Consider the following 23,964-nt stretch of genomic DNA (forward strand, 5'->3'; position numbering starts at 1 on the left):
CTAACCTTTTTTATTAATACTTTTGTTTGTCATCGGAAAGAGCTGCACATTTAAACGGTAGACTTCGTCCATACCGCTATCTTGCGTCGCAATCGTAATAACCCTCTTGCGGAATTCAGCTGTTTCCTGAACAATTTTTTCGTAGGCATCACGCGTGATACCAAGCGTAAGGCCTGAGAAATGGCGTTTATCTTGAGCAACGCCTTCAATGGCCTCCAAAGCAAACTCGCCCATCTGGCGGTGCATTTCGCGAACCGCAATCGGAGTTACTTCCATCGGTCCCGTTGTCACGCCTCTTTCGGTCTGCTTGTAATTTCCGTCTTTATCTTTTTGGAGCAAGCCCGCCTTGACGAGAAAATTCAACGTTTCAGTCACTTCGGCGGCTGTAATTTCTGGGCGGCAGGCACGCGCAAGTGCAAGCGGCTTTGCGCCAGGCATCGCAGGGGCGAGTTCACGGAGCACCGGATTTTTCCAGCTTTCAAAATAGCGGAATGAATCGCCTTCTATAATTTTAGCCTTGACAGAATCTGCAATTGAAAGCATTTTGCCAAAAGCATCTTTTTTCTCGGCGTCCGTTTTTGCGTTGTCAAACCTGACCATTTCGCAAAAGTAATCTTGTTCGTAGCCGGCAAGATGCATGGCCTGCGCCACGCGCAGCGCGGCCGCATCGCTCAAGTTGAGCTTGCCTTCGCTCGCATACTTCAGATGAACTGGCGAAGAGAATCCCGCAGCTCGCGTGAATTCCTGCCAAGTGAATGCGGATTTCGCCTTTTTGTCGGCATAGTAATCAGCAATATACTGACGATAACTAGTGTATTCTAGTATATCTTTCATTGTTTCCTCCTAACGTAAACAGCATCTCGACTTACAGGTCCGTGCCGTTTACAGAACCAAATATAAATCACAAATTTCAAAAAGTCAATAGTTTCATCATAAATTTTTAGTGTTTTTAGTAAAATTTAAGCAATTTTTATTATTCATTAAAAATTTTAGTCATTTTTCACAATATAAACAAAATAACTATCATTTCTACAAAACGAGATACCGATCCCGGCACAAGGCTGGGATGACAGCGCAAAAAAGAAAGGCGGGCCGAAGCCCGTCTTCCCTTTTCCTCCTAACAAATAATTTTTATGCGATTTTAAATGGTTTAGTTTTTGATGCAGCGGACTGGCAGCCTTTCTGAGGACTCTGAAAATCCATATCCCTCCACTAGAGATAAATAGACGCTGTTTTTGACGTCCGTTTCTCCAATGTCTTCATCCGGATCTATTGCCAATCTTGTTGTATAAGAACCAACTTGCACCTTCAATCCAAAACCCACGGGATTTCCTAAATCCGCCATGTCAAACAGGTAAAACTGCACGGTGCCTTCGGGAACGGCATAATAATCTCGTACAGATGACAAGAGTGTCTCCCAATCGGTTGATTTAGGCACTCTCCATCCATCAGGACACACGTTATCCATCAAAGCTTCGTTCGAATAGTAGCAGCCTTCGACTATGCTCCATTTTTCATTACACGACGAACCTTCTTGTGCATCGAATCTCAGATTTTCTGCCATCCAAGTTTGCTGCGCTCCGCCCACATTAATCGTAACCGTCTTGTAAAGTCGTCCATCGCGCGCATCTGTCATCGTTCCTTCGGTATGTTCCTTTTCGACCATCGTTATCCGCCAGCTTCCTGAGCGGCAAACCAAGCCGTAATCTGCAATACAGGATTGATGATAATCTGGTTTAGGTGCGTTGAAAGTTTCTCCTTCGCGAGCTTGGTCGCAGCGTCCAATACCAAATACAACAGACAGCATATTTGCAAAATATTCTACCACACGTTGTTCTGTCCTGTAAAAACGAACTCCTTCTTCTCCAGTTTGTTCGAAGTATTCATACGGGGTAGCTAAGGTAAGTTGCACAAGGCTGATATTGGCGTTAACGATGTCCACGAAACCCGAATCCACAGATGCATCAATATTGTGGAACGAGCCATGCTCGGCAATAGCGTCAAAAAGCATTTCGAGAGGTTCACCTCCAAATATCAAGCTTTCAGGATATATCCCTTTATGGTCATACGTAGGCAAGACAACGGATAACGCATAAATCAATGCCGTATATTCCATGGGGTCTTCGTTCATGATATTATCAGACAATCCATAGATGCCAAAAGCGTTCAAGATTTCTGTTCTAGCCTGTTGCTTTGCTTGTGAAAATCCAATTCCCGTTTTCACAAGATGCAGGGAGCGCAGGGCCTCCAGATGTGTCAATACGTTAATTTGTACTTTTCCCGTATCGCGTACATCGGCAAAGACGCTATAGGCGTATTCGGTTTCAGGAAAAGGCCTTTCTGCCGTAATAAGGATGTATGGACTTGTCAAGGTCACATTCTGGAACGAGAAGTCTCCGCTGTCATTCACGATGGTATCTTTAAGTACGACGCCTGTATTTGTGAATGATATTGAATCAAGTTCATAAAGGGTAATCACGGTTCCTATTTCAAGACCCCGCATGTCAATCTGTGGGAGTCCTCCGCCTTGGTTTGCCAAAGCTATTTTGGCCATCCCGGAAATCGTCAAGTTTTCCAGACTGGCATACACACCTTGTTCTTCGGCGGCTCCGCCATGGGCACCGTTTATCGGAGAACTGTCTTCGGAGCAACCCGAATATATCATAAGAAGAGCAAACGCCATCGTCAAGCAGAACGCCGCCCCGATAAAATCACGCACAAGCGTGTTACGATTCAAGTTTTTCATAGTTTCCTCCTAGTCCTTTTTGTTTAAACTTTTGTTTGTCATCGGGAAGAACTGCACGTTCAAGCGATAGACTTCGTCTGTCGCAGGTTTACGTGTCGCAATCGCGATGATGTCCTTGCGGAACTCGGCAATTCTCTGCACGATTTCTTCGTACGCTTCGCGGGTAATACCAAGCGTAAGGCCCGAAAAATGGCGTTCGTCCTGCGGCACGCTCTCGATAGCGTCGAGCGCGAACTCGCCCATCTGGCGGTGCATTCCGCGAACCGCTAGCGGTGTAACGTCCATCGGGCCGGTCGTTACGACTTTATCCGTTTGTGCGTAATTGCCGTCCTTGTCTTTTTTGAGCAAATCCGCCTTGACCAGAAAGTTCAGCGATTCGCTGACTTCGGCAGCAGAGATCTCCGGGCGGCAGGCATGAGCGAGCGCCAATGGCTTTGCGCCGGGCATGGCGGGAGCAAGTTCACGGAGCACCGGATTCTTCCAGTCTGCGAAAAAGCGGAACGATTCGCCTTCCAGGATTTTCGCCTTGTTCGCATCCGCAATCGAAATCATTTTGCTGAACGCCGCCCGCTTTTCATCATCGTTCTTCGCATGATCGAACTTGACCATTTCGACAAAGAACGCGCATTCGAAATCCGCAAGATGCATGGACTTCGCCGTGCGCACGGCAGCTTCTTCGCTCAAGTTGAAGCGGCCTTCGCTCACGTATTTAAGGTAAACCGGCGAAGAGAAACCCGCTGTTTTGGCGAACTCCTGCCAAGAAAACGTAGTCTTCGCCTTTCGATCGGCGTAGTAATCTGCGATATACTGGCGGTAGTCCGTATATTCAAGTATATCTTTCATTTTTCCTCCTTACAAAACGGCCTCTTCTAGCAACTTTTTCTGACAGTTGTTCTAGCGGGCCGCCTGTTGATACTCTAAATATAACACATTGTTTTTGAAAAAGCAATAATTCCACAATATATTTTATTGAATTTCCTTAAAATTTTAAGGATTTTTATTAAATATTTAAAAATTATTAGTTTTCACAATATGACAAAAAGTAAGCACGAATCTCCAAGATTACGCCATTTTATATAAACACCCGTCATTCTCCACCGATTTTTCGATATTTCTAGACATCGGCATTTTCACCATACCATTCACTATACTACATTCTACGCTATGGACTTTTTCACAAAAATCGACATTCCCGCCATAGATTGGCAAATCGACTACAATTCTAGGCTCGCGTTTTTCGGGTCGTGTTTCGCTGACAATATTTCGGCGCAATTTGCATCGCGGAAATTCAACGTTTTGGCAAATCCGTTCGGAACGGTTTACAACCCGCTCTCAGCGGCAATGCAGATCAAGGCTATTGCGAACGGGAAAAAATTTGGAGGTCCCGAAATTTTTCAGGACGCACGCGGTCCGTGGCACTGTTGGGATGCGCATAGTTCACTTTCTGCAGCAACACGTGAAGAGTGTATCGCAAAATTGAACGAAACGACCGCTAATGCACGGGAGTTTTTGCAGAAAGCCGATACAGTGTTCATCACGCTCGGGACTGCGTTCGTGTACTTTTTGAAAGAAAACGGGGTTGCCGTTTCGAATTGCCACAGGCAAAATCCAAACATGTTCATCCGGAAAATGATTTCCGTGGATCATGCAGCTGAAGCGTTGAAAAGCATCGTGCATGATTTACTGAAAATAAAATGCGACAGGATCGGCGAGAATCGCGACCTTCACATAGTCTTTACGGTTTCACCGTTAAGGCATTTAAGCGACGGCGCTCATGAAAACACGCTTTCAAAAGCGACATCGCAGTTAGCGATAGAGAAGGTCATCAGAGAAATCGTCACAGAGTCTGCGACGACCATCAGTTATTTCCCGAGTTACGAGATCGTGATGGACGAGCTACGCGACTATCGTTTTTACGACGATGACATGATTCATTTGTCAAAGACGGCAGAAGGCTACATTTTCGAGCGCATGGCAGAAACGTATTGCAGCGAGAAAACGCGCGAAGACATCCGCAAGGTGGAAAAGTTCATGAAAATGGCGAACCACCGCATTGTCGATCCGCAAACGCCCGCCTCACAGGAATTTGCACAAAAGATTATTGCGCAAGCTGAAGAACTAGAAAAGGAAATTGCTGGGCTGAAACTCAATAATGAGAAATAACTGGATCCTGCTCCTACGAACCTAATTCAACTAAGGCTCTAAAGAGCCTAGTTTCATATATCGGGCTTACGCCCTCAGGATGACGAGATGAAAAGAAGGCGGGCCAAAGCCCGCCTTCCCTTTTCCTCCTTATTATTGATTATTCTTAATTCTTGATGCAACGGACAGAAGCTGAGCCATACGGTTCATAAGGATTCCCAATATCCGTATCATTCGAGTATTTTTCAAGCTTGTACACAAAAGCATGCTTACCAGAAGAAGCGCCATCAAGTCCGAATCCAGATCTATCATTATTAAATAGTTCCACAACAAACCAAGGATCATCAACAACTAGGAAGCTATTATAAAAAGAACCTCTCCTATAGCGTACCACATTAAAGAGATCATCATACGACAGCAAGACCGAGCTATTCAGGCCAAAACCGGTCGCCACTTCATCGTAAAGAACAGGTATTACATCACTATAATCAACGCCATACAGCCCCCCAAAATGACGAAGCAAAGAAGCCCAGTCATCCGATGTCGGAATCCTCCAGCCATCTGGACAAATTCCTTGATAAGAGTTTACTTCCGATTTCTCTACAATATCCGCAAAATTCGAGTACCAATTTCTATAATACGTGTCGCCATTCGAGGAGTCCACCACATCAAAAAATAAAGTATCGCAAGGATTTTCTTCAAGCCAAAATGCATCCACGCACTCTTTTGTCATAAACGCCGTATCACCTTTTGCGCTTATAGAATACACTTTCAAATCATCATAATCTATTTTCATTGCGGCAAGCCACGGATACTCACGTCCATACAATTCGCAGTCCGGTTCACCCAAACTCTGCACACAAGACACACCATCAACATCCGTAAAATCAAGATTTTCAGCCATCCAAGTCTGCGTACCATCGCCCCAATTATATGTCACAGTCTTGTACTCTTTTCCGTCACGATTATCCACCATCGTTCCATTTGTATGTTCTATCGATTTAAATCCCATAGTCCATCTCCCAGAACGACACACAACATCAAAAAATGTTCCGTTCTCTCGGCCCTTTATCTTACCGACATCATTTTCACGAGATTCCGTACACTGTTCCAAGCCATTTAATTTAGCCGCATAACCAATTTCATAATCAATCATTTTCAAAGAATTCTTATAATACCGCTCCACCAACTTACCCTTTCCAACAAAATTTTTAGGAGATGCATACAAGATGAATTTTTCTTCCCTTTCAATATAAAATCGAAGATTAAGATCATCATACCACATCAAAGCACTTACATAAGGCAGTTCTGATTTTTCCTCATTCAATGTTTCAAACGCGCCTAGATCCTCGTATATGCCGAAACCTTCAAGAATTTCGCGTTCTGCCATTCGGTTCGCTTCTTCAAAAGTTTTTCCATCCGCAATAAATTCTCGCAAAAGCGGAATTTTCGCGCTAGTCAATGAGTTCACACTTACACTTTGAGTTTTTCGCAAATCAACAATAGTTTTAAACGCCCTATATTTAACAGTGGTATCAAGTTTTGCATTCCCTAAGTCCACACGTACACTAACAGAATCATAAGGTTCTCGTTTTTCAATCAGCACATACGGACTATTTAGAGCCAGCGAGTCAAACGCAAAGCGCCCTTCATCATCAACTGAATCAACAAATGAGCGACCGGTTTCATCAAAAGTTAAAGAGTCCAATTCATAAACAGTAATAACAGATCCCTTAACCGCAAATACCGAACCCTCATACCTTGGGGATTCTTCTGTCGACCCATCAGAACCAACCATTTGCAACAACTTGGGGTAGATATCGCCTACTTGCCCTGCCAACGCATAAACGCCCGTTTCTTCGACGGTGCCACCGGCAACATTGTTTCCTGAATCCGTTTCGGAGCACGCTGCAAACATAAAGGCGAGCAGCATCGCCATTTTGCAGACAAACTGTCCGCTAAATTTTGAGTAATTCATGATTCCTCCAACTCTATTTTTTTAATTCTTGTTTTTGCGTCAGCGGGAAAAGCTGCATGTTCAGGCGATAGACTTCGTCTGTAGCGGCGTTTTTCCGAGCAATGGCGATAACTTTTTTACGGCAATCGGCAATTTCTTGCACGATTTCATCGTATCCTTCTTTAGTGATGCCGAACGTGACACCCGAGAAATTTCGCTTGTCCTGAGCAACGCCTTCAATCGCCTCAAGCGCAAGCTCGCCCATTTGACGGTGCATCGTGCGGACAGCCAGCGGCGTTACCCCCATGGGGCCCGTCGTCAAGGATTTTTCCGTTTGTACGTAATTGCCTTCGCCATCTTTTTTCAGGAATCCGCCTTTGACGAGGAAGTTCAGCACATCGCTGACTTCGGCGGCGGTAATTTCTGGGCGGCAGGCATGTGCAATTGCGAGCGGTTTTGCGCCAGGCATAGACGGTGCAAGTTCACGTATGACCGGATTTTTCCAGCTTTCGAAAAAGCGGAACGCATCGCCTTCCAAGATTTTAGCCTTGTGGGAGTCTGCAATTGCAAGCATTTTGTTGAATGCAGACTTCTTCTCGGCATCCGTTTTGGCGTGGTCAAACTTGACCATTTCGGTGAAATATTCGCGTTCGTAATCGACCAAGCGCATAGCATCTGCCACGCGGGCGGTCGCCGAATCGCTCAAGTTAAAGCGGCCTTCGCTCACGTATTTCAGATAAACACGTGAAGAAAAACCAGCTTCGGTAGCGAACGTCTGCCAGGTAAACGCAGAACTCGCCTTTTTCTCAGCGTAGTAGTCTGCAATATACTGGCGATAGCTCGTATATTCTAGTATTTCTTTCATTTTTCCTCCTTACGACAATCCCTAAATTTTTTCAGGGTCCGTAAAAACAAACGAATTGCGGCTCTTTTGTCCGTTTCGTTCTTGAAATCAAATATACAACATAAATTTTAAAATTGCAATAGATTTACAACACAAAATATTTGTTTTTATAAAATTTTTAAAGATTTTAGAAAATATTATAAAATTTTAAGCATTTTTCACAACACAAACGTATTGTAGATTTTTTATTCCAATAGGGAATGGCGATCCCGGCACAAGGCCGGGATGACAATGTAAAGGAAATGCGCGGGTATTGCGCCCGCGAGCGAGATTTACTGCTGTTGGGATTGCGATTCGCGCATGCGGCGGCGAGCGCGGGAACCCGGGCGGTTGCGGCGATGACGGCGACCGCCGTTCTGCGGATTCGGGGTGTTATCGGCCGGAGCGTTTTGTTCGGGATTGCGCGGCGCATTGTTACGCTGCGGATTTTCGGCATTTGCATTACGGGCGTTCTCGAGACTTTCTTTGCGATTGTCCTTGCGACCGCGAGGACCGCGATTATCCTTATGCGAACCTTGTTTATTGCGAGTTTCCGCAGCGCGGGCCTGAGCTTCTTCGCGGGACATACGACCACGAGAATTACGCATCATGCTTTCGGCTGTTTCTTTTTGCGGAGGCGGGAGTTTCTCGTAAATGCTCTGATCACCTTCCGGGATTTTCACGCGTGTAAGCTTTTCAATTCCACGCAAATCGGATTCTTCGTCCGGAGAGCAGAACGAAATGGCAACGCCTTCCTTCCCTGCACGGGCCGTACGGCCAATGCGATGCACAAACGTTTCATGTTCATTCGGCAAGTCGTAATTGAACACATGGCTCACATCGTCCACGTCAATGCCACGTGCTGCAATATCTGTAGCCACGAGCACTCGAATTTGTTCGCACTTGAAATTCCCGAGAGCTTCCTGGCGGCGGTTCTGGCTCTTGTTCCCATGAATAGCGGCACACTTGATACCCGCCTTTTCGAGCACACGCACAATTTTATCTGCACCATGCTTTGTACGGCAGAACACAAGCACCTTTTTCATTTCAGGGTGTTCTGCCAAGAGTTCCTTGAGGAGAGCCCCCTTGCGGCGCTTGTCAATGCGATAAAGTTCCTGACGAATGCGTTCAATCGGAGTGCTCTGCGGCGCGACTTCAACTCGCACCGGATTCGGGCGCAAAATCGTCGCTGCAAGTTTCGAAATTTCTTCCGGCATCGTAGCGCTAAAGAACAAATTCTGTCGGTCTTGCGGGAGCATCGCTACAACCTTGCGGATATCATGGATAAAGCCCATATCGAGCATGCGGTCAGCTTCGTCGAGCACAAAGAATTCAAGCTTCTTGAGAGACACCGCCTTTTGCCCAATTAAATCCAACAAACGTCCCGGAGTCGCGACAAGCACATCGACACCGCGAATAAGTTTTTGCTTTTGCGGATTGTCGTTCACGCCACCAAAAATACACGCCGTTGAAATTGCCGTGAACTGCGCATATTCCTTGAAGCAGTCTTCCACTTGGATGGCAAGCTCACGTGTCGGCAACAAAATCAATGCACGGCAAGTTTTGGGAGAACGGAACTTCCCGGAATCCAAAAGTCGCTGCAAAATCGGGAGTGCAAATGCGGCCGTCTTACCAGTCCCCGTCTGAGCAATTCCCAAGAGATCCTTGCCTTCGAGAAGGCTCGGGATGGAACGTTCTTGAATCGGGGTCGGGGTTTCGTAACCAACAGCGCGGACAGCCCGCTGCAACGGATTTGCCAAAGGAAGTTCTTCAAATTTCATACTGCGCAAAGATAGAAAAAGAGAGGCTCACGTCTCTCGAAAAGTTAACGCTTACGGCGATTCATTTCAGCATGAGCGGCATAGAACGCTTCTTTATCCTCGTACATGCGCTCATCAACAGCGTTAATAAAGGCATCCGCACTTTCGTTCTTCATGTCGAACTTGTGGAATCCAACGGAAATAAAAAGTTTGTAAGGTTTGTCCGTTTCTTTATTGAATTTATCAAAAGAGTGGCGAATTCGAGCAAGGCAATTTTCTATCGCAACGTCATCTTGAGTATTCAACAAAATAATAAATTCATCGCCCGCATAGCGAACTACGCTACCTGCGTTACCCACCGCCGATTTCAGGATTCGGGCCGTTATCACCAACGCATCGTCACCCACCGCATGGCCTAATTCATCGTTGATACGCTTGAACCCATTCAAGTCAATCATGATACCCGTAATGTTCAACTTCGTCCGGTCCGTAAGTTTGTCCAACAGGTAATTCAAATAGGAACGGTTAAAAAGACCTGTCAGTTGGTCATGGTAAATCATCTCGTTCTGGAGGCTCGCAAGCACGCCCGCAATCGAGACGGCGATACTCGTCGGAATCACAGAAATGCCATAATAAAGCGACTGCACCACGCCACCGACGAGAATCGGCGCGAGATAAACCCAAATCGGGAAAAACTTGAGAATGCCGCCTTTCGCGCGCGCCTTGATATAAACCACAACGCTATAAACGACAAACAAGTAATCTACCACTAAGAAGAAAGCGTACAGATCAGTTCTCGAATAAAGGTTGTTCTCGTCGATAGAAAATACAATCGGCGTAAAGATATTTATCAAGAGCAAAGTAATGCCAACGGCAACAATTGAGTCGAGCACAATTCTAGAACGGCGCGGGATTCCACCATTCAAATGGAACGACAAAAAGCGCACCCAGAAAAAGCTTGCAAGCATATTCGCCGCAAAAAGCCACGTACTCGTCGCATAAACGGCAATCTTTGGAACAAGGCCGGGCACGCCCTTCATCGAATAAGAAATCGGGTCGGCTATGCAGCTCGTGAGAGCAAGGAACATCATCAATAGCAAATTCCGGTCCGCACGGCTACGCGTCTGGAAACGCCATAAATTACAAACAATCATGACAGCAATCAGAACTATCCCGATTACGTTTGTAACATAAATGCTTTCTAGATTAAATAACGGCTCCATATTTCCAACCTGTTTCCTAATTATACATTATAATTAGGCAATCTTGGCAATAAGGGTTCCGCAGAAAAACGCTTTTTGCAACAAAAAAAAAAGAAGTTTCAATAAATTATTTAGGACTTTTCTGGCGTCCAAAACTCCCGATAGGGTATTTCACCACCAAAGTTGCCGCCTTGTTGCCGAGGAACTGGATAACCTCCACCATCGCAATGATGATAACGACCGATTCGATCATTACGTCAGTACGGAAACGCTGGTAGCCATAACGGATGGCTAGATCACCAAGACCTCCCCCGCCGATTGCCCCCGCCATCGCCGAATAGCCAATCAGCGTGATTATAGTCAAAGTAACACCAGAAATAATCGATGGAAGCGCTTCGGGAATCAACACTTTTCGCACCACCTGACGTTTGGATGCGCCCATGGCAACAGCCGCCTGGATTACGCCCTTGTCCACCTCGTTCAACGCCGTTTCGGTCAAGCGCGCAATAAAAGGAGCCGCCGCAATGGATAGCGGAATAATCGTTGCCTCAGTTCCAATCGCCGTACCCAACACCACACGGGAAAGCGGGAACAGCACAATCATCAAAATCACGAACGGGAACGAACGCAGCACATTCACGATACGGCTAATTAATTGATACGGAATAATTTTGGGAGCGATACCGCGCGGGGATGTGACAAATAAGAAAATTCCAAGAGGAAATCCGAGAAGAATCGCGAACAACGTCGAAAAGAAAACCATGACGACAGTTTCCCAAGTCGATTGCAAAACCAGTTCTATTATAGGACTCATCTTTTGTTCACCTCGTAACCTTGAGCCTGCAAATAAGCGATAGCGGAATCCACTGTGATTTCTTCGCGACGGATGTTCGACAAAAATTCACGAGTGATTTCGTGCCTGGGCGAACGGAAAACATCCGACACCGCACCCGTCTCGATAACGTAACCTTTGTCTACAACAGCGACATATTGGCAAGCATCGCGCACCACTTCCATCTGGTGCGTAATCATCACCACTGTGAGATTCATTCCTGCGTGGATTTTCTTAATCAAGTCCAGAATTTCGTGAGTCGTCTGCGGGTCGAGCGCACTCGTCGCTTCGTCGCAAAAAAGAATGTTCGGCCGCGGCGCCAAGGCACGTGCAATCGCCACGCGCTGTTTTTGACCGCCCGAAAGTGTTGTAATCGGCGAATTCTCGCGGTCTTCAAGGCCCACAAGCGCAAGCATCTCTTTGACGCGAGCGTCGATATCGCGGCGGTTCCAACCTGCAAGTTCCAGCGGGAACGCCACATTCTTGCCTGCCGTGCGAGAACTGAACAAATTAAAATTCTGGAAAATCATTCCGATTTCGAGCCTACGGCGGTTCAGCTCTTTTTTTGGCAAATGGTCCACACGAACGCCATCGTAATAGACCTCGCCCCTATCGGGAGTTTCTAACAAACTCGCAAGCCGCAACAGCGAAGATTTGCCAGCCCCGCTCTTGCCGATAATGCCGATGATGGAATTATCAGGAAAATCAAGGGAAACATCCTTGACTGCCGTGACGCTTGCGCGTTTTGTCGTGTATGTTTTATTGAGATGTTCGAGCCTAAGCTGCATTGACGCAATCTAAAAAACGGGAACCACTTCGCCCTTGGTGTACTTGCCCTTAATCCAATTCTTGACCTTTTCGCTCTTGAGTGCGTTCACCAAGGCCTGAATCTTTGCAGACTTCTCGTTACCCGCCTTGACCGCAATAACATTCACGTAAGGCGAACTCGCATTTTCAACAAACAAACCATGAGACGATGCATTAAGACCTGCCGGAATCGCATAGTTGCCGTTGATGGCTGCCGCATCCACATCCTGCAAAATGCGCGGGAGCGAAGCCGCCTCCAGTTCCTTGAACTTCAGCTTTTTCGGATTCTCGGTAATATCAATGGGAGTTGCAGTGATGCCAGACTTTGGATCAAGCTTAATAAGGCCAGCAGCCTGCAACAAAAGCAAGGCGCGCCCTTCGTTGGTCGGGTCGTTCGGAATCGCAATCGTTGCACCTTTCTTCAAATCCGCAAGCGATTTGACCTTTTTCTTGGAATTCTTCGACGGATAAAGTGCGAAAGGTTCCACATGAATGCCGCCCGCATTCACAAGATGCGTTCCCTTTTCTTTATTGAAACTTTCGAGGTATGGCAAATGCTGGAAGTAATTGGCATCTAATTCGCCAGATTCCAGCGCCTCGTTCGGAGTCACGTAATCTGTGAACTCAACAACCTTGAGTTCATAACCAGCCTTGGCAAGGTCATCCTTAACCAAGTTCAAGATGGAAGCATGCGGCTCCGGAGTCGCACCAACCTTGATGACTTCGGCAGAAAACGTAGCAACAGCGGCAAAAGCAACAGACAAAATAATCTTACTGATATTCATTTTTACTCTCCTTTTTTTTTCGCACAAAAGATAGGATTAGCAAGAGTTATCAGCAAGATATATTTAACTATAGCGTTTTATAGGATTTTTCTATATGTATTTTGTGCAAAACGCTTTACGCTTGTTTCCAATGCTTTAGTTGCGAGAGGTGTTTGTCGAAAAAGGCGCGGCGTTCTGCGTCGGGAGTATTGTCGGGATTGGGCATGTGCGAAAGCAGAAAATCGAGGAGGGCCGACTTGTCGTTGTAAACAAACTTACCGTCGGTATAGCACCACTTGCAATAATCTTCGTTGAATTCGCCGCTGGGTTCACGGCTGATCATGGAATCTTCGCTGAGAGGCATTCCGCAGCATTGGCAGAAGAGTTGGCGCGGAGCGCCGAGCAACGTGTTGATGGACACGTCGAATTCACGGGAGATGACTTTGAGCATTTCAGTATTCGGCTGGGTTTCGCCAGTTTCCCAGCGGCTCACAGCTTGGCGCGTTACATGCAAGCGTTCGGCCATCTGGTCCTGGGTCAGGTTTTGATTCGAGCGCAACTTAAGCAAAACTTCTCGTACTTCCATAATATTCTCCTTTTGCAAATAAAATATTTTTAATCGTTTATCATTTCTTTTGACGAGTATAATATAGAACCAAGCTATAGCAAAAGCAAGCAACAGGCTGTTGCTTTTTTACGAGAGGCGTGCAACCGAGAAGCGCACAACCGAGAAGCGCGCGGCCCCCCCCCCGGTCCACAAACAAAAAAAGGCGACCCTAAGGCCGCCTGAAAATTTTGAGATTCTTTCGTCTCTCGTCTGTAGCCGCAACGCGGCGTTCTTTCGTCTAACTAAGCACCGAGCTTGGCGCGAATCCAGTTGTTAGCGTTAGCGATAGCTTCGGCAATCTTTTCCGGTTCGCGGGTACCAGCCTGAGCACGGTCCGGACGGCCACCGCCCTTACCGTTGCAAGCCTTGGCGAGATCTTTGACGATGTCGCCAGCCTTGATGCCCTTGGCCTGAACGTTCTTGCCAACCATCACGGCGATGCTACCGGAACCATTGTCCTTGTTTGCAATCACAGCAACGCTATCGACGTCAAGCTTGTTCTGAACGCCGTCCAGCAAGTTCTTGTACTTTTCATCCGGGATAGAAAGTTCGCGAACGTAGAGGTTCACGCCAGCCACGTTGATGCCACCGTTCAAGAGTTCGGCAGCGGCAAGTGTTGCAAGTTCGAGCTTTACGGACTGGAGGCTCTTTTCGAGGTTCTGCGTCTTGGCAAACGTCTGCTGGATGCGGTCGAGAACTTCGGCATCCTTGCAGCGGAGCTGTTCGCGGAGAGCGTTGAGGATCTGCGTACCAGCGCGGAGGAGGCTCAAGGCGCCACGGCCAGAGACAGCTTCGATACGGCGCACGCCAGCGGACACGCTAGATTCAGAAACAATCTTCACCATGCCGATGTTACCGGTGTTCTGCACATGCAAGCCACCGCAAAGTTCGCGGGAGAATTCGACGCCAGCGTCACCCATCTTCACGACGCGGACCTTGTCGCCATACTTTTCGCCGAACAGAGCCATAGCACCGCTAGCCTTAGCTTCATCGACGTCCATCACGTCGGTGTGGACCGGCAAGCATTCCATGATCTTGGCGTTCACGATGTCTTCGACCTTCTGGATTTCTTCAGCGGTCATGGCGTTGAAGTGGCTGAAGTCGAAGCGGAGGAGTTCGTTCGAAACGAAGCTACCCTGCTGCTGCACGTGAGTGCCAAGCACTTCGCGGAGAGCGGCCTGGAGCAAGTGCGTTGCGGAGTGGTTCTTGCGGATATCAGCGCGACGATCGTTATCGACAGTTGCCATAAACACGGCGCCCATCGTCTTTTCGTTAGCTTCGCCCTTCACGACCTTACCACGGCAGAGAGCAGTATCGTTCACCTTCACGGTGTCGAACACCTGAATTTCGAGGTCGGCAGAAACGAGCGTTCCCTTGTCACCAACCTGGCCACCCATTTCGGCATAGAACGGAGAGGTTTCGAGGACGATAGAGAGCACGCCCTTGTCTTCGCGCCAGCGGACAACCTTCGTTTCGCAAGCGGAGAGTTCATAACCGACAAAGTTTGTGCTAGCTTCGCTGTACTGCGTCCAGCCTTCGGTACCCATCGTGTTGATGCCCTGCTTCATGTTAGCGCGGGCGCGTTCCTTCTGTTCATTCATGCACTTTTCGTAGCCTTCTTCATCGATGAGGAGGCCCTTTTCTTCGGCGAGAATGCCAGTGAGGTCCGGCGGGAATCCATAAGTATCATAGAGGAGGAACACCTTGTCGCCCGGAATCTTGTCGCCCTTCTTGAGTTCGGCAGAGATAGCGGCGAAGCGTTCGAGACCAGCGTCAAGCGTACGGATAAAGCTTTCTTCTTCGCTCTTGATCACGCTTGCAACAAATTCCTTGCGTTCACGGATTTCCGGGAAGGCATCGCCCATCGTGTCGGCAAGCACCTGAACGAGCTGGCAAATGAACGGCTTCTTCTGACCAAGCAAGCGAGCAAAGCGGCTTGCGCGGCGGAGAATGCGGCGGAGCACGTAGCCACGGCCTTCGTTAGACGGGAGAGCGCCATCGGCAATTGCAAACGAAATAGCGCGGATGTGGTCGGCAATCACGCGGTGCGGGGTGCCGGCTTCGCCATCGTTGTAGGGAACGCCGGAGAGTTCAGCGATCTTTGCGATAATCGGGGTGAACACGTCGGTATCATAGTTGCTGGTCTTGCCCTGGAGAATAGCGCAGATACGTTCGAAGCCCATACCGGTATCGACGTTCTTGGCCTTGAGCGGAATGAGGGAACCGTCGCTCACGCGTTCATACTGCATGAACACGTTATTCCAAATTTCGATGTAGCGGTCGTTTTCGCCGTTCACGCCCTTGATCGGGTCCTTGAACGTTTCGGCCTGCGTAGCGAGGTCGCCACGGTCGTAATGGATTTCGGAGCAAGGACCGCACGGACCGGTGTCGCCCATTTCCCAGAAGTTGGAGTGAGCGTCAAAGCGCATGATGCGGTCATCCGGAAGACCGGACACGTCCTTCCAAATCTGCCAGGCTTCGTCATCGTCCTGATAAACGGTCGCAAAGAGGCGTTCCTTCGGGAGCTTCCAAACTTCAGTGAGGAGTTCCCATGCCCAGGAAATAGCTTCCTTCTTATAGTAGTCACCGAAGCTCCAGTTACCGAGCATTTCGAAGAAGGTGTGGTGGTAGTTGTCGCGGCCCACAACGTCGAGGTCGTTGTGCTTACCAGACACGCGGAGGCACTTCTGGCTGTTGCATGCGCGCTTCCAACCCTTCGGATTGTCGCCAAGGAAAATTGCCTTGAACTGGTTCATGCCCGCGTTCGTGAACATGAGCGTCGGGTCGTCATGCGGAACCACCGGCGAAGAACGCACGAAGAGGTGGCCCTTGGATTCGAAGAACTTGATAAAGGATTCGCGCACTTGCGCAGAAGTCATTTTTTCGGACATAGCTATTCCTTTGATTTTTTACGAGCCCAAAGATAGAAAAAAAGAGATGCCCGCTCAATGGCGGGCATGACAATGTACCAATAACTAATAGCTAATGACCAATGACTAACGACTATTGACCAACTACTAGTACAGTTTTTTCATGTCGGTGAGGTGGCCTTCTTTTTCGTGGAAGAGCGTGAGCGAGCCACCCTGAATCTTCTGGAAAATCTTGGTGAGTTTTTCAATGGCGACGGATTCTTCAAAGCCAATTTCGTTGTACGCCGTTTCGCCAATCACGATGCCCACGTTCATCATATCCGGAGCCTTGCGACGCAAGTAATTCAAGAATTCCTCATCGCTATTGAGCACGTCTGTCGGCGTAAGCTTTTCAAATTCCGACGGGTCACGCGTACTTGCATGCAGCGGGTACATGTCATCAGCCACAATCTGCCTAGAGTTCAAATAGAACACGTTTCCAACATACAAACTAATAGAGTCATTCAATACCTGACGAACTTCAATCAGCACGTCCCTAGTAATCGAAGCTTCTTGGATATCGAGTTTGGAAGGGGCGCAAGCCATAAAAGCAAGCGAAATTGCGGCAATAGCCGTAAGGAAAAATTTTTTCATGATTACCTCTTTTTAAACCAATATACAATCATTTACATTCCAAAAAAAGCAAAAAATGTTTTATAAAAAAAGCCTCCCGGATTGCTCCAGGAGGCTTGCTTCTATACACCAAACTTGTTAGTTAGCTTCGTAGTCCATGATGAGACGGCAAACACCGTTTTCAACAATGACGTTGTCCGGGCGGAGGTTCACGCGTTCCATTTCCCAGTTGCCACGGTCCCAATGCTTCGGATCAAGATCTTCGCCATCGAAGTCATCCTGCCAGAGCACCGTAAAGCCCTTAGTGGCTTCATCGTAAGAGTACACGCGGACATAGTCGATCTGCTGTTCAATCGGGAGACCGATACCGCCATCCCACTTGCCCGTCCATGCGGCGCTCTTGGAAGCCCAGAGGTTGAAGCGGAGGGACTGTTCTTCAGTCAGGAACTTGACCTGGTCAGCATCGGCGTGAGTACCACGGCTGAGACCAATCTCATCACGACGAACTTCGACGCTGTCGATTTCCCAAGAAACGTATTCCGGAGTCCAGACGATAGCGTAGAGGTGGAAGTCCTGCGTGGCATCAAAACCAAATTCATGAAGCGGCTTGCTTTCGGAAGCGGTATTTGCCTTGATAGACGGATCGCCTTCACGTGTAATGATGTTGGACTGCCATGCGTCTGGAGCCTTGCCCAAAACTTCGATATCGATTTCGTTCCAAGGCTTTTCACCCTTTTCCCAGGAGTCATCATAATAGACGAACATGGAGCTCACCGTGCCAGAGATAGCAGCCATCTTCATGCGGGCTTCGAAACGGCCATACTTGAACTGGTCACGACCCGTAAGTTCTGCACCATAGAAGGAGTACGACTTAGTCGGATCAATAGCGGTCAGCGGCGGAACACTGTAGGTAAACTGAGCAGCGCCATTCGAGCTAGAGGAAACTGCCGGGAGAGCATCCACAGAGCTGGAGGATACGCCAAGAACATCGACAGAGCTAGAAGAAACTCCTGCAACCGGAGCAACAGAGCTGGAAGATTCACCAACCGGAAGGAGAGCTTCGGAGCTGGAGGATGAACCCGCAGTCGGATTAGAAGCAACCGGGTAGGTGGGGGCGTTGGTATCAGAGCAAGCGGCGAAGAAAGCCATTGCAACCATCGGGATAAGAATCTTTTTCATTGTTGACCTCATAATTTCTTTAACTATAAGATAGCTTCTAAAACGGCAGAGCGTACGACTAGCGACAGGAAATTTAAAATCATCTGTATCAACCGTATTTTACATATTCTACCTACGTTTTACATAAAAAAACGTACTTTTTCAAAAATTGGTCATGTAATATTTCCGTAAGTATTTTGCAAGGTCACTTCAGATTGAAAAGCCTCATTTTATACCTTGCCTGCCCCTTTTTTAATATGTATATTGCGTTTTACAAAAAAAATCGATAGAAAAAAGCACATTTTCGGGCCCACCTTTTTCTACAACGCTTAAAAGTTAAACAACTTTTTAATTGTATTGACAGCCGGGTTCGAGACAAAAGAGGTTACTATGCAGGAAGCATGGACAGGCTTTAAAGGCGGTCGCTGGCAGGAAGAAATTAACGTCCGCGACTTTATCCAGAAAAACTATACTCCCTACGATGGCGACAAGTCGTTCTTGCAGGGACCGACTGAAGCTACGAACAAGCTCTGGGCAGAACTCCAGGAACTACAGAAGAGAGAAATTGCAAAGGGCGGCGTCCTCGACATGGACACAGACGTCGTCTCCACTCTTACAAGCCACAACGCTGGCTACATTTCCGAAGAAACCAAGGATCTCGAAAAGATCGTAGGTCTCCAGACCGACAAGCCGCTCAAGCGCGCATTCATGCCGTTCGGCGGCATCAAGATGGCTGAAGAATCTTGCAAGAACTACGGTTACACACCGAGCGAAGAACTTCACCGCATCTTTACTGAATTCCACAAGACACACAACCAGGGCGTTTTCGACGCCTACACGCCGGCAATGCGTATGGCCCGCAAGGCCCACATCATTACGGGTCTTCCGGATACTTACGGCCGTGGCCGTATCGTCGGTGACTATCGCCGCGTTGCCCTTTACGGTATTGATTACCTCATCGCCCAGAAGAAGGCCGACAAGGCTCTGACCGATGAAACGGATATGCGCGAACACGTGATCCGCCAGCGCGAAGAACTCGCTGAACAGATCAAGGCCCTCGAAGGCATGAAGGTCATGGCCAAGATTTACGGCTACGACATTTCCAAGCCGGCAACAAACGCCCGCGAAGCCGTGCAGTGGCTCTACTTCGGTTACCTCGCCGCCATCAAGACGCAGAACGGTGCAGCCATGAGCGTTGGCCGCGTTTCGACCTTCCTCGACATTTATATGACCCGCGACTTGCAGAACGGCGTCATCAACGAAACCGAAGCTCAGGAAATCATCGACCATTTCGTGATGAAGCTTCGCATGGTCAAGTTCGCCCGTATCACCAGCTATAACGAACTCTTCAGTGGTGACCCGGTGTGGGCTACGCTCGAAGTTGCTGGCCTCGGCCAGGATGGTCGCCATCAGGTGACCAAGAACGACTACCGCTTCTTGCACACGCTCGTGAACATGGGTCCGTCTCCGGAACCGAACCTCACGATTCTCTATAGCCCGCGCCTCCCGGCAAGCTTCAAGAAGTTCGCTGCAGAAATCTCCGTGAAGACCAGCGCCATCCAGTACGAAAACGATGACACGATGCGTCCGATCTGGGGCGACGACTACAGCATCTGCTGCTGCGTTTCTGCAACTCAGACCGGTAAGGAAATGCAGTTCTTCGGCGCTCGCGCAAACCTCGCCAAGACGCTCCTTTACGCCATCAACGGCGGTAAGGATGAATGCCTCGTGAAGGGTACGCAGGTTGGCCCGGAATATCCGCCTATCTCTAGCGAATACCTCAACTACGACGAAGTTGTCCACAAGTTTAGTCTCTACATGGATTGGCTTGCCCACTTGTACGTGAATACATTGAACTTGATTCACTATATGCACGACAAGTACTACTACGAAGCTGCCGAAATGGCTCTCATCGATACCAACGTTCGCCGTACGTTTGCAACGGGTATCGCAGGCTTCAGCCACGTTGTCGATAGCCTTTCTGCAATCAAGTACGCCAAGGTCAAGGTCATCCGCGATCCGGCTACCGGCCTCGCTCAGGACTTCCAGATCGAAGGCGACTTCCCGCGTTATGGAAACGACGACGACCGCGCAGACGATATCGCCGTTTGGCTCCTCAAGACGTTCATGGCCAAGATCAAGCAGACGCCGACTTACCGTGACTCTGAACCGACCACATCTATCCTTACCATTACAAGTAACGTTGTTTACGGTAAGGCAACGGGCGCTCTCCCGGATGGTCGTAAGCAGGGCGAACCGTTCTCTCCGGGTGCAAGCCCGAGCTACGGTGCCGAAAAGAACGGTCTCTTGGCATCCCTCAACTCTGTTGCCAAGATTCCGTACGAATACGCTCTTGACGGTATCAGCAACACGCAGACGATCAACCCGGACGCTCTCGGTCACGACGACGAAGAACGCACTAACAAACTCGTGCAGGTTCTCGATGGTTACTTCGGCCAGAGCAGCCACCACTTGAACGTGAACGTGTTCGGTGTCGAAAAGCTCAAGGACGCTATGGAACATCCGGAGAAGGAAGAATACCAGAACTTCACGATCCGCGTTTCTGGCTACGCCGTGCGCTTCATCAAGCTCACTCGCGAACAGCAGCTCGACGTGATTGCCCGCCAGGCACACGGCGTGCTCTAATCGCTTGGAAAAAGCTTAAAAAGGTTCCCGAAAGGGAACCTTTTTTTTGTTTCTGGGGAATGCCGATTTTTGAGGGAATGCGCGCGTTGAAATGCGGCGAAAACGCGAAGGCGCCGGCTCTACGCCACAATATAATTTTCGTTCTTTTGGCGGCGAGCGTAAACAGATTCTAAAAACATGAGGACTGAGGTTTTGTCGCGCACAAGCCCACGCTTATGACTCAGGCAAAAACGCGACGCCGAGAGTTTCTTCAATAGTTTTATCTGCTCGCCCAAAATTTGCACATTATAAACGTCAGGAGAGCCATGCCCCACCATCGGGTAAGTCGCATCACCCAAAAAAACGTAATCGTCAACGATAAGCGCAAGCGAACCCTTGGCATGGCTATTGGGCATCGGTAAGATTTGAATCTGTACACCATCGTCAAACGCAAGCGGTTCCATCACGACGTTCTTTGAAACGCCTTCAATTTCACCGAACGTTTTTGAAGTGTAGGCGCCCACGTAAAGTGCATCGATGTCTAGCGGAACTTCGCCACTGCACATGCGCTGGACATTCAGCAAATGGTCTCGATGGAAATGCGAAATGACGACGTTCTTTGTGAGATTCGCCGCATCGTTTATGGGAATGCGCGGCAGTTCATTGATAAACTGCACAGCCTCATCGCATGCGCCCACGTCAAAAATCCACCACGCGCGATTGCCACGCACAGCGATGACATCCGCACTCAGCGGGTCATTCGACATCTGCAAATAATGGATTCTATCGGTAAGTTTAACGATTTTGGGCACGGCGCCAAAGATAGAAAAAGGCTCCCTTTCGGGAGCCCTCTCCAACAAAAACATCTATCAAGTTATCGGTTGTAACGGCGGAACTTAACAGGCTTCTTGCCCTGACGATTGCGATTCCAAGAATGGCGAGAATGCGGAGCGTCAATAATGCGAGAAATAAACTTGCCATCGCCTACGCTGACTTTGGAAACGTAAGAAAGGCACGGATAAAGCTTCTTAGCAGAGCCATCTTCGACTTCGCAATAAGCTTCAGCGACACTGCCGACTTCAACCTTTTCAGCCTTCAACTGTTTTTGTTCACCGTCTTCATTAAAGACTTCAATGCGATCGTAATCAGCAACAAGCACGGAATCCAAGGTCGCCTGATTTTCTGCAGCGTCATCATTCGTCGTCAAGATTTCAGACGTCGTCTTCAAATCCTGCATAGCGATGTTAGCATTCTGCACATGACCATACTTGTCCGTCAAAACAGTCAAGAAGTTCTTGTCATTGCGAACCACACGACCATTAAAGACGCGCTTGAACTTAAATGCATAACCATCAATTTCGACCTTCTTGTCCATCGAAGCAAGATAGCGCTTATCAATAGTTACGAGCTTAAACTGGTCCGCATATTCGCTCGGCAAAACAGCGCTCAAAATCTTGTTGGCGCTCAAATTGCGATCGGATTCCAAATCAGAAAGGTCAACTGTCACGTTACCTTCATTGAACCAAAGAACGTTCTTTTCGTGAGCAGAAACACGAACGCGATAATTTTCGCTCAAGCGATTTTTCAGGTTCTTTTGAGTCTTATCCGAAGATTCGTCAATGGCAACCACAAGAGACGAAGCTCGAGCAGGAGCCTTCATGCCCTTCTTGTTAAAATTCTTGGCATCGAAATGATTGCGTTCCGTCAAGAACTTCTTTGCCTTACTATTAACGACAAGACTCGGCTTGGCAAAGCCAACAGAAGTAAGCATAGCCATTGTCAAAATTGTAATAAAAGCCTTTTTCATTATATTTCCTCTTTTAAATTTTTACTAGTATTCCGGTGTTCCAAATTCCTGATAAAGGATATACATGGAATAATTCGTACCTTCCTTACGCGGGTCTAATCCCACTTCGTATGTACTAGAGAACTTTTCTGCGCTACCATCATGATAACGACCATGCTGGTCTGTACCCGCCATAAATGCGATTGCAGGAGTAAAGCCCGGAATATGTCCAGCACCGGCATTCATCCAAACTTGATCGAACTCGTTAAAAGTCCTATTATGAGCCCAATAATAAGCTTCCCAAAGAGTAAAATCATTTTCAATAAAGTATTCAGCAAAATACTTGTACTTCACATGCTGATACACTGTAACGCCATTCGATGTATAATAAGGATCATCTCTCCCTAACGAATAATAACCTAAAATAGCATGAACGCCAATAAAAGCCCCATACAAATTCATAAGTTTATTATTATCCAATGGGCTCGGGTTCGAATAAAGCGGGACATTAAGCTGTCCATCTTTATTAATATTCAGGACTTCACAAGCATCATAGAACACCCATTTGATATCTCCACCATAAGGTTTTTGAGAAACAGCCATCGGCTGATCATAAAAAGCCAAAGTCTGCTGAGCACCATGACCAGCAAAGAAAACAATATTAGAGTGATAGAGTTGAGCGTTCTTAAAGTTTGCCTTAGTAGCACCGCTATTGTTATACATATAGTCATGAATAGGAGTCGGCATATTTGGATACGCTCTATTAGCCGATTCTTCAATATACTGAATAAACGCATTTTTGGTACGCACCCTATTACTAAGGTTACTTGCGCTACCACCCGTAAAATGCGAGTAGTCATCCACTGCATAAGCACTTATATGCAGTCTATAGATCGGAGCATTTTCAGCCCATCTCCATGTAGGTTCATATTCCAAGGCAAGCGAACTTGCCGCCAGTGATAAAGCAATTGATGTAAGTAGTAATTTATTCATAGTACGTCGAATATAAAACAAAACAAATTAATCGTCAATATATTTTGTACTAAAAATCTTATTTGTAAGAATAAAAACATTTTATTTATTATCAACAAATAAAACAAACAACATATTCACACCAAAGTAATGAATTAATTCGTATAATTTAAATTACAACAAACAAAATCGCAAAAATTGTTTTATATTAACAATCCTTATTATATACTCACACAAAACA

At 47.6% G+C, this 23,964-nt stretch carries 19 protein-coding genes; 2 read left to right on the forward strand and 17 right to left on the reverse strand.

Annotated features, from left to right (window positions below):
• From B9Y77_RS08810 to B9Y77_RS08820, 3 genes are all read right to left on the reverse strand, one after another.
• Entirely contained in the window at positions 1-834 is an 834-nt protein-coding gene (locus B9Y77_RS08810; RefSeq protein ID WP_085491262.1) for a TIGR02147 family protein, read from the reverse strand.
• 316 nt (positions 835-1,150) lie between these two features.
• Positions 1,151-2,746: an FISUMP domain-containing protein gene (locus tag B9Y77_RS08815; RefSeq protein ID WP_085491263.1), complete on the reverse strand. Its 1,596-nt coding sequence runs from the start codon at positions 2,744-2,746 to the stop codon at positions 1,151-1,153.
• Positions 2,747-2,755: 9 nt separating this feature from the next.
• The gene (locus tag B9Y77_RS08820) at positions 2,756-3,589 is read right to left on the reverse strand and encodes a TIGR02147 family protein (protein WP_085491264.1); all 834 of its coding nucleotides are present in this window, start codon (positions 3,587-3,589) and stop codon (positions 2,756-2,758) included.
• Between the two features lie 321 nt (positions 3,590-3,910).
• Here B9Y77_RS08820 and B9Y77_RS08825 point away from each other — a divergent pair, with 321 nt between their 5' ends.
• Positions 3,911-4,909 carry a GSCFA domain-containing protein gene (locus B9Y77_RS08825; protein WP_085491265.1) on the forward strand — a complete coding sequence of 333 codons (999 nt, stop codon included), beginning with the start codon at positions 3,911-3,913 and terminating at the stop codon, positions 4,907-4,909.
• A 145-nt stretch (positions 4,910-5,054) separates the two neighbouring features.
• On the opposite strand, the gene B9Y77_RS08830 is transcribed toward B9Y77_RS08825, so the two are convergent.
• From B9Y77_RS08830 to B9Y77_RS08880, 11 genes are all read right to left on the reverse strand, one after another.
• Positions 5,055-6,866, reverse strand: coding sequence for an FISUMP domain-containing protein (locus B9Y77_RS08830; RefSeq protein ID WP_085491266.1), 1,812 nt, complete (start codon positions 6,864-6,866; stop codon positions 5,055-5,057).
• 13 nt (positions 6,867-6,879) lie between these two features.
• Entirely contained in the window at positions 6,880-7,710 is an 831-nt protein-coding gene (locus B9Y77_RS08835; RefSeq protein ID WP_085491267.1) for a TIGR02147 family protein, read from the reverse strand.
• A gap of 311 nt (positions 7,711-8,021) precedes the next feature.
• On the reverse strand, positions 8,022-9,509 hold the full coding sequence (locus B9Y77_RS08840; RefSeq protein ID WP_085491268.1) for a DEAD/DEAH box helicase: 1,488 nt from the start codon (positions 9,507-9,509) through the stop codon (positions 8,022-8,024).
• 44 nt (positions 9,510-9,553) lie between these two features.
• Complete coding sequence (locus B9Y77_RS08845) at positions 9,554-10,642, reverse strand: GGDEF domain-containing protein (RefSeq protein WP_254899975.1); 1,089 nt, start codon at positions 10,640-10,642, stop codon at positions 9,554-9,556.
• A gap of 175 nt (positions 10,643-10,817) precedes the next feature.
• A complete protein-coding gene (locus B9Y77_RS08850; protein WP_085491270.1) occupies positions 10,818-11,504 on the reverse strand; it encodes a methionine ABC transporter permease in 687 nt (228 codons plus the stop codon).
• Entirely contained in the window at positions 11,501-12,310 is an 810-nt protein-coding gene (locus tag B9Y77_RS08855; RefSeq protein WP_085491271.1) for a methionine ABC transporter ATP-binding protein, read from the reverse strand. The genes B9Y77_RS08850 and B9Y77_RS08855 overlap by 4 nt, the downstream gene beginning before the upstream one ends.
• A gap of 9 nt (positions 12,311-12,319) precedes the next feature.
• Positions 12,320-13,114 carry a MetQ/NlpA family ABC transporter substrate-binding protein gene (locus tag B9Y77_RS08860; RefSeq protein WP_085491272.1) on the reverse strand — a complete coding sequence of 265 codons (795 nt, stop codon included), beginning with the start codon at positions 13,112-13,114 and terminating at the stop codon, positions 12,320-12,322.
• Positions 13,115-13,229: 115 nt separating this feature from the next.
• A complete protein-coding gene (locus B9Y77_RS08865; protein ID WP_085491273.1) occupies positions 13,230-13,679 on the reverse strand; it encodes a zinc ribbon domain-containing protein in 450 nt (149 codons plus the stop codon).
• Positions 13,680-13,942: 263 nt separating this feature from the next.
• On the reverse strand, positions 13,943-16,591 hold the full coding sequence (gene alaS / locus B9Y77_RS08870) for an alanine--tRNA ligase (RefSeq protein WP_085491274.1): 2,649 nt from the start codon (positions 16,589-16,591) through the stop codon (positions 13,943-13,945).
• A 126-nt stretch (positions 16,592-16,717) separates the two neighbouring features.
• Positions 16,718-17,203 carry a hypothetical protein gene (locus tag B9Y77_RS08875; protein WP_085491275.1) on the reverse strand — a complete coding sequence of 162 codons (486 nt, stop codon included), beginning with the start codon at positions 17,201-17,203 and terminating at the stop codon, positions 16,718-16,720.
• A 117-nt stretch (positions 17,204-17,320) separates the two neighbouring features.
• Positions 17,321-18,361 (reverse strand): family 16 glycosylhydrolase, encoded by a 1,041-nt coding sequence (locus tag B9Y77_RS08880; protein WP_073423739.1) that lies wholly within the window; start codon positions 18,359-18,361, stop codon positions 17,321-17,323.
• Positions 18,362-18,730: 369 nt separating this feature from the next.
• Between B9Y77_RS08880 and pflB the strand changes: the two genes are divergently transcribed.
• Entirely contained in the window at positions 18,731-20,986 is a 2,256-nt protein-coding gene (pflB, locus tag B9Y77_RS08885; protein ID WP_085491276.1) for a formate C-acetyltransferase, read from the forward strand.
• Positions 20,987-21,105: 119 nt separating this feature from the next.
• On the opposite strand, the gene B9Y77_RS08890 is transcribed toward pflB, so the two are convergent.
• From B9Y77_RS08890 to B9Y77_RS08900, 3 genes are all read right to left on the reverse strand, one after another.
• Positions 21,106-21,777 carry an MBL fold metallo-hydrolase gene (locus tag B9Y77_RS08890; RefSeq protein ID WP_139829288.1) on the reverse strand — a complete coding sequence of 224 codons (672 nt, stop codon included), beginning with the start codon at positions 21,775-21,777 and terminating at the stop codon, positions 21,106-21,108.
• 62 nt (positions 21,778-21,839) lie between these two features.
• Positions 21,840-22,772 carry a hypothetical protein gene (locus B9Y77_RS08895; protein ID WP_085491278.1) on the reverse strand — a complete coding sequence of 311 codons (933 nt, stop codon included), beginning with the start codon at positions 22,770-22,772 and terminating at the stop codon, positions 21,840-21,842.
• 24 nt (positions 22,773-22,796) lie between these two features.
• Entirely contained in the window at positions 22,797-23,744 is a 948-nt protein-coding gene (locus B9Y77_RS08900) for a hypothetical protein (protein WP_073423743.1), read from the reverse strand.
• Between the last annotated feature and the right edge of the window lie 220 nt (positions 23,745-23,964).

Source organism: Fibrobacter sp. UWB13 (genome assembly GCF_900177805.1).
Lineage (GTDB): Bacteria > Fibrobacterota > Fibrobacteria > Fibrobacterales > Fibrobacteraceae > Fibrobacter.